Annotated in this window: 6 protein-coding genes; 2 read left to right on the top strand and 4 right to left on the bottom strand. The window is 44.8% G+C overall.

Going from position 1 to position 6815, the window contains the following annotated elements:
- The 4 genes from RH89_RS10365 to RH89_RS10380 all read right to left on the bottom strand — a co-directional run.
- On the bottom strand, positions 1 to 503 hold a 503-nt coding region (locus tag RH89_RS10365; RefSeq protein WP_004401682.1), incomplete at its 3' end, for a hypothetical protein.
- Between the two features lie 130 nt (positions 504 to 633).
- On the bottom strand, positions 634 to 2637 hold the full coding sequence (gene prc / locus RH89_RS10370) for a carboxy terminal-processing peptidase (RefSeq protein WP_004401683.1): 2004 nt from the start codon (positions 2635 to 2637) through the stop codon (positions 634 to 636).
- Positions 2638 to 2654: 17 nt separating this feature from the next.
- Entirely contained in the window at positions 2655 to 3284 is a 630-nt protein-coding gene (gene proQ / locus RH89_RS10375; RefSeq protein WP_004401684.1) for an RNA chaperone ProQ, read from the bottom strand.
- 99 nt (positions 3285 to 3383) lie between these two features.
- A complete protein-coding gene (locus tag RH89_RS10380) occupies positions 3384 to 3857 on the bottom strand; it encodes a GAF domain-containing protein (protein WP_004401685.1) in 474 nt (157 codons plus the stop codon).
- 75 nt (positions 3858 to 3932) lie between these two features.
- Here RH89_RS10380 and RH89_RS10385 point away from each other — a divergent pair, with 75 nt between their 5' ends.
- A complete protein-coding gene (locus RH89_RS10385; protein WP_004401686.1) occupies positions 3933 to 5723 on the top strand; it encodes an ABC transporter ATP-binding protein in 1791 nt (596 codons plus the stop codon).
- Between the two features lie 44 nt (positions 5724 to 5767).
- A partial coding sequence (locus tag RH89_RS10390; protein WP_038145526.1) for a paraquat-inducible protein A occupies positions 5768 to 6815 on the top strand: 1048 nt, incomplete at its 3' end.

Consider the following 6815-nt stretch of genomic DNA (forward strand, 5'->3'; position numbering starts at 1 on the left):
ACACCATCGCTGGACTCAACCCGGAATGAGAAGACAAAATCTGCTTTCAACACTAAGTCCATTTTGCTCACGTCACTGGCTAGAATGTCATCACCACCCAGTGACTCGCTTGTCCAGCTCCCTACAAGTGCTGAAGGCAGTGCTTTCTGGAAGACAACGCCGTTTAAATTGAGCTGATTGTGATTGTTTTGGTATTGATAGATTTGAGGAGTGTCAGTATCCAGACCTAGTACAAGTGTCGATTCATCCGCTTCATATCGACCCTGCCAGTAATCGACACTGTGGTCTTTCTTCTGAATCTCTATAGTGAAGATGTAGTCAGACTCAAGGGTCAGACGGATAGCGAGAAAATCTTCTGATGAGTCATCTGGTTCAGGGTTGAAAAGATACCAGTCTCCCAGCAAAAATGGATGGGTAAATTGGGTCAAATCCGCTTTTTGCTTCACCTCGGCATGAGTCGAACCTAACAAAAAACAGGTAAGAATTAATAGTAATACTCTCATCACTTCTACCTCGCTTTTTCTTTAAGCTTAGAAGTGAATTGAGTAAATACCCAAAATTTTAGATCTATATCACATTAATTTTTGACAATAAAAAAGCGAGCACGATGCTCGCTTTTCAAATTATTTAACCTTAAGAGGTTGTTTTCTTGACGATATCTACCGTTATCGCTACCGCCTCATCAAGGTAAGCATCCGGTGCCTCGTAATCTTTCGGCAGGTCTTCTAAGCTCTTGTAAACCTTCTCTCCCATCGCCTTCTGGCGCTGATTGATTCGGCTCAAACGCTTATCTTCTGCTTCATTCTGTTCTTGCTTACGAGCAGCCTCATTCAGAGAAATTGAATTTTCTTCCTTCTCTGCTTTGTATTCAGCAATATCTTCATTAATGAAGGAGTATTCCAAGTCAGAAGCAATACGCTTGTCATGAAGCGCAGTAAGCTCAGCAATTAACTTAGACTTGTCATCCAGTACTGAATATTCAGCTTTTTTGATCTGATCCCAAGGCAGTGCATTGTCTTCTACACTTTCACCCGTTTCTTCGGGTTCAACGGCAGTTGGGAATGCAATGTCTGGAACAACGCCTTTGTTTTGCGTACTGCCACCGTTGATTCGATAGAATTTCTGGATGGTGTACTGAACATATCCCAGCTCTTTCTCGAACAGATCATAGATATGATTCAAGCTTCTGTGCTGCTGAACTGTACCTTTACCGAACGAGTTTTCACCCAGAACAACGGCTCGACCATAATCCTGAAGTGCCGCAGCAAAGATTTCAGATGCCGAAGCACTGTAGCGATTGACTAGAACAGTAACCGGACCGTCATAACTGATCTGCCCACCAGTATCGCTATTCTGTTCAATGCGACCATAGCTGTCACGAACCTGAACAATCGGACCGCTCTTAATGAACAGACCAGATAAAGCAGTTGCTTCAGTTAACGCACCACCACCGTTGTTTCTCAGGTCAACAACAATGCCGTCTACGTTTTGTTCTTTTAGCTCGCTGATCAATTTGTCTGTGTCTTTGGAAAGACCAACATAGAAGCTTGGCACTTCAAGAACGCCAATTTTCTTGCCATCTCTTTCAAACACTTCAGATTTTACAGCGCGGTCTTCAAGTCGGATTTTATCACGAACAATTGTGACATCGTAACTTTTTGCTCCTTTTGCTTCAGGCAAAATTTGCAGACGCACCTTTGTTCCCTTCGGACCTTTGATGAGCTGGACTACGTCGTCTAAACGCCATCCGATAACGTCAACCATCTCTTCCTTGTCTTGCGCGACGCCAATAATGCGGTCGCCTTCCGACAATTGCTTGCTTTTAGAAGCCGGACCACCAGCAACCAACGACCGAATCACAGTGTAATCTTCGGTCATCTGTAAAACCGCGCCAATACCTTCCAGTGAAAGGTTCATTTCCGACTGGAACTGCTCGGCATTACGAGGAGAAAGGTAACTGGTATGCGGGTCTACTTCACGGGCAAACGCGTTCATGTAAAGCTGGAAAACGTCTTCGCTTTTGGTCTGAGAAATACGCTTCATTGCGTTGTTGTAACGCTTTTCGAGCACTTCTTTAATTTCTGACCACTCTTTGCCTGTCAGCTTCAGGTTTAGCGCATCGTATTTCACTCGCTTGCGCCAAAGCTCATTAATCTCTGCCTGGCTTGTAGGCCATTTAGCATCAGAGCGATCAACCATCATCGATTCATCGGTATCAAACTTGATCTCTTGATCCAACAGAGTTAACGCGTAAGCAAAGCGTTCAAAACGCTTTTCGTTTGCCAGGTTATACAACTTAAACGCAATCATATTGCTGCCAGATTTCAACTGGTCGTCAAGCTGTACTGACCATTCAGCAAATGAGTTGATGTCACTTTGAGTGAAGATGTTTTTGTTGTAATCAAGCATTTCTACGTAGCGATCAAACATCGCCTGAGAGAATTCATCATTAAGATTGAAATGCTTGTAGTGTGAACGAGTCAGTCTGGAAGTCACTCGTTTGCTCGCTGTGGTGTGTTGGACTTCAGGAGCAAGAAGTGGCAAGTCGGCTTTGGAAAGTTTGGCTTCGAGAGCCTGGGCTGACGCCGCCAACATAAAGCTGGCAGCAATCAGAGTCAATTTAGAACGACATTTCATGCGTAGGAATTTCTCCTTTAAGCGCGTAGGTGCTCCGCTTTTACGACCATCTGCAGGCCATTGTTCAGCTGCACACGCACATCATCCTTGTTAATTTCAACAATTGTAGCAGCCATATTCCCTTTACCCATGTTTACGTTCACTGAGTTGCCAATGATCATGTCATCGTCATTCAACGGACGCGTAGGCGCTGCTGCTTTATTGTTCTGAGGTTTTTGTGCTTTAGGCTTCGCTTTACGAGCTTGAGGCTTATTTGCCTTCGCTTTCGCTTTACCTTCTTCACGTGCTTTTTCTGCTTTCTCTTTACGACGAGCCTGAACTCGCGCTTTGCTTTCTGCAAGTGCAGTCTTAGCGTGTTCAACGTGCTCTTCTTCTAGGGCACCGCATTCGTTACCGTCCAGATCCACACGAACTGCGCCAGGTTTTGCACCATGTAGGTAACGCCAAGACGACGTGTATTGTCTTAGAGCAGCGCGTAACTGAGTTTTACTTACTTTCGGATCTTCACTCAGACGATCAGCTAAATCTTGAAAGATACCAATTTTTAATGGTTTAGCTTCACCTTCTAAAGTAAAGCACTTAGGGAAACATTCAGCAATGTATGCAATAACTTCTTTGCTGTTTTTTAACTTTTCAGTGTTTTCCATGAGGATTCCTGGTTGTTGCGGCCTGTCCGCAAAGCGTTCATGTAAATATTTTCGCTATTATAGTGACATGCTTAGGAAAAACCACAACCAAGTTGTAAATTAATCGTTGTTCGCGTGGGAATTGAGCAGCTTTTCAATTTCCTTCATTAAGAAGATCAAACCCGCTTCGTCTTTTTGGTCAAAACGCCCGATTTCAGGGCTATCAATATCCAGTACTCCAGCAATTTCTCCATTAATTCGAAAAGGAATCACAATTTCTGAGTTACTTTCTGCGTCACAGGCAATGTGCCCTTCAAAATCGTGGACATTTTCAATTCGCTGAACTTTATCTTCTGCAACGGCCGTTCCACAAACTCCTCGCCCAACCGGAATCCTCACACAAGCAGGCTTACCTTGAAATGGACCGAGCACTAACTCGTTTTCTTTCATAAAATAAAAACCAACCCAGTTAAGCCTGTCCAGCTCCATATTCAGCAAGGCACTTAGGTTCGACAAATTGGCAATTAAATCCGTCTCTCCTTCAATGATCGCCTGTGCTTGCTTTGTCAGAGTCTGGTACTGCTTTTCTATCATTTTCTTCTTTTTCCCTGAGATGTACGTACAATGCCACATTGATGTAATAAAACTGGCATTTGTAAAAAATTCGTTATGAGAGAACACACTATTAGCCGTTCGTGGCTTTTAACACAAGCAAAAAAACACAAAAAACGCTTGATGGTCGCTAACTTGATTGCAATTGCTGCGACTTTAATCAGTGTGCCCATTCCCCTACTTATGCCACTTATGGTCGATGAAGTACTTATGGACCAGCCAGCCGGTGGTTTGGCTGCAATGAATCAGGTTTTACCCGAATACTGGCAAACTCCAACGGGTTATATAGGCCTTACCCTGTTGCTGGTTATTTTGATGCGTTGCGCATCGCAGGCGCTTAATATTCTTCAAAGTCGGCAGTTCACACTCGTATCCAAGACAATAACTTGTAAGATGCGTGAAATCATGATCGACAAACTGGGTCGAATCAGCATTGCACAGTACGAAACGCGCGGAAGTGGCGGCATCAATGCCCACTTAATCACTGATATCGAAACCATCGATCAATTCATCGGGTCGACACTGAGCAAGTTTATTGTCAGCTTTCTTACTGTAATCGGTACTGCGGGTATTCTCCTGTGGCTAGACTGGCGACTTGGGCTCTTTATTCTGCTTGTTAACCCTATTGTTATTTACTTCTCTCGTAAGCTTGGCGGCAAAGTAAAGCACTTAAAGAAGAGAGAAAACCAATCTTTTGAACGCTTCCAAAATCGACTGATTGAAACACTCGACGGCATTTACCAACTGCGAGCTGCTAACAAAGAACGTATTTTCTTGGATCAGCTGAAAGAGCAAGCGAATGACATCCGAGTCGATGCCGATAAATACGCGTGGCAGTCAGAAGCGGCTGGTCGAGTATCATTCTTACTATTTTTACTTGGCTTTGAGCTGTTCAGGGCTGTTGCCATGCTTATGGTCCTGTTTAGTGATCTGACCATAGGTCAGATTTTTGCGGTATTCGGTTACCTTTGGTTTATGCTCACGCCCGTTCAGGAGCTTCTGGGAATTCAATTTTCCTGGTACAGCGCAAAAGCTGCTTTGAAACGCATCAACTCTTTACTCGCCCTTGAAGAAGAAAAACGCACTGGTGGTAAAGTGGATCCATTTGGCATGAGCAACAGCGTTGATGTCGATATCAAAGACGTCACTTTCGCTTACAACGATGAAAAAACGGTACTCAATGAGTTGTCGATTCAAATTCCGGCAGGCAAAAAGGTAGCGCTTGTGGGGGCAAGTGGCGGAGGAAAGTCTACCCTGATTCAGCTTTTAATCGGGGTTTACAGAGCAAGTTCGGGGCAGATCTCGTTTAATGGTCACTCTTCAGACGATATAGGCTTTGAGCTCATACGTAAACAAATTGCCGTTGTATTACAACAACCTATACTTTTTAATGACAGCTTAAGGCATAATCTGACTTTAGGCAGCAATCACAGTGACCAAGAGCTTTGGAAAGCACTGGAAGTGGCGCAACTACAAGACGTGACAGAGCAACTGACCGATGGTCTGGATACTCAAATCGGTCGACAGGGTGTAAGGCTCTCGGGAGGACAGCGACAAAGGCTGGCTATTGCTCGCATGGTTCTGAGCGATCCGAAGTTTGTTATTCTGGATGAAGCCACGTCGGCGCTGGATACAGCAACAGAGTCTGCTTTGCATTCTGCTCTGAATCAGTTCCTCGCTGGAAGAACAACACTGATTGTTGCTCACCGATTGTCTGCCGTAAAACAAGCTGATCTGATCTATGTTTTAGAAGACGGGCAAGTAACTCAAGCAGGTACGCATGTTGAATTGGTTCAACAGGATGGGCTGTATCAAACACTCTATGGTAGCGTTCAAACCGGAGCGTGACATTGTCACAAAAAATTGATAAAGATTACAACGCGGAAAGTAAGATGACGCTGACTGAGGAGCACTCGCAGCAAGTCAATCAAGTACGCCTTTGCCAGCATTGTGAGCTCCCTGTCGATAAGCTGGACATTCCTAAGGGGCAGAGCGCACATTGCCCCCGTTGCAACACTCAGTTGTACCGCGGTGGTGAGCGCTCTATTAATGGCGACTTAGCATTAGCTGTCGCCTGCCTTCTGCTTTTTATCCCTTCTCACTTTTTTCCTTTTATCAGCATTCGTCTGTTTGGGGTGATGATTCCGGCTACGCTTCCCGACGGCACGTTTTCATTAATGCAGGAAGGGTTTGTCGGGCTTGGATTGCTGGTTCTGTTCTGCGCCTCAATTGCACCTTTTATTGTTTGCATGTCTGTGGTGGTGGCTCATCTTTCATTACGCTACCGCTGGTTTCGCCCCCTTCAATACTCTCTTCTTAATATTCAGCACCTAAAACACTGGATGATGCTGGATGTATTCCTGATCAGCATTGGTATTTCCTGCTTCAAGTTGCAGGATTATGCGGATATTTTTGTCGGCTGGGGGCTGCTGGGGCTCATTATGTTGCAGCTGTTTTCGCTCATGCTTGTCACTCGGATCAGTGTTCGCCGATATTGGGAAACATGGCAGCCAGAATCAGGGTTCGACTACCCAAGAAAAGACATTCACTGCCACAGTTGCCATTTGTCGCAACCCGATTCGATTCGCTGTGACCGCTGCGATAGCCCTCTGCATCACAGGCGTCCCTTTTCAGTTCAGAAAACGTGGGCATACTTGATTGCCGCTTCCATTGCGATTGTCCCGGCTAACGTAATTCCCATTTCCATTTTGTTGACCAACGGGAAGAGACTGGAAGACACGATTTTTTCTGGAGTGGCATCTCTGGTGAAAAACGGAATGCCCGGCATCGCGGTAATCATTTTTGTGGCATCGATTGTGGTTCCTGCCATAAAAATTCTTGGGCTTGGGTACATCCTTTTGAGTGTCCAGTTCAAACAAAAAACACGTCACAGAACACGAATGAACATTTATTTTGCTGTGAAATGGATTGGTAAATGGT

It is taken from the genome of Vibrio nigripulchritudo ATCC 27043, assembly GCF_000222685.1.
Lineage (GTDB): Bacteria > Pseudomonadota > Gammaproteobacteria > Enterobacterales > Vibrionaceae > Vibrio > Vibrio nigripulchritudo.

Bases quoted from the DNA above. Each gene is read 5' to 3' on its own strand.
- RH89_RS10385 (WP_004401686.1), top strand. From the start codon at position 3,933: ATGAGAGAACACACTATTAGCCGTTCGTGGCTTTTAACACAAGCAAAA.
- proQ (WP_004401684.1), bottom strand. From the start codon at position 3,284: ATGGAAAACACTGAAAAGTTAAAAAACAGCAAAGAAGTTATTGCATAC.
- RH89_RS10380 (WP_004401685.1), bottom strand. From the start codon at position 3,857: ATGATAGAAAAGCAGTACCAGACTCTGACAAAGCAAGCACAGGCGATC.
- prc (WP_004401683.1), bottom strand. From the start codon at position 2,637: ATGAAATGTCGTTCTAAATTGACTCTGATTGCTGCCAGCTTTATGTTG.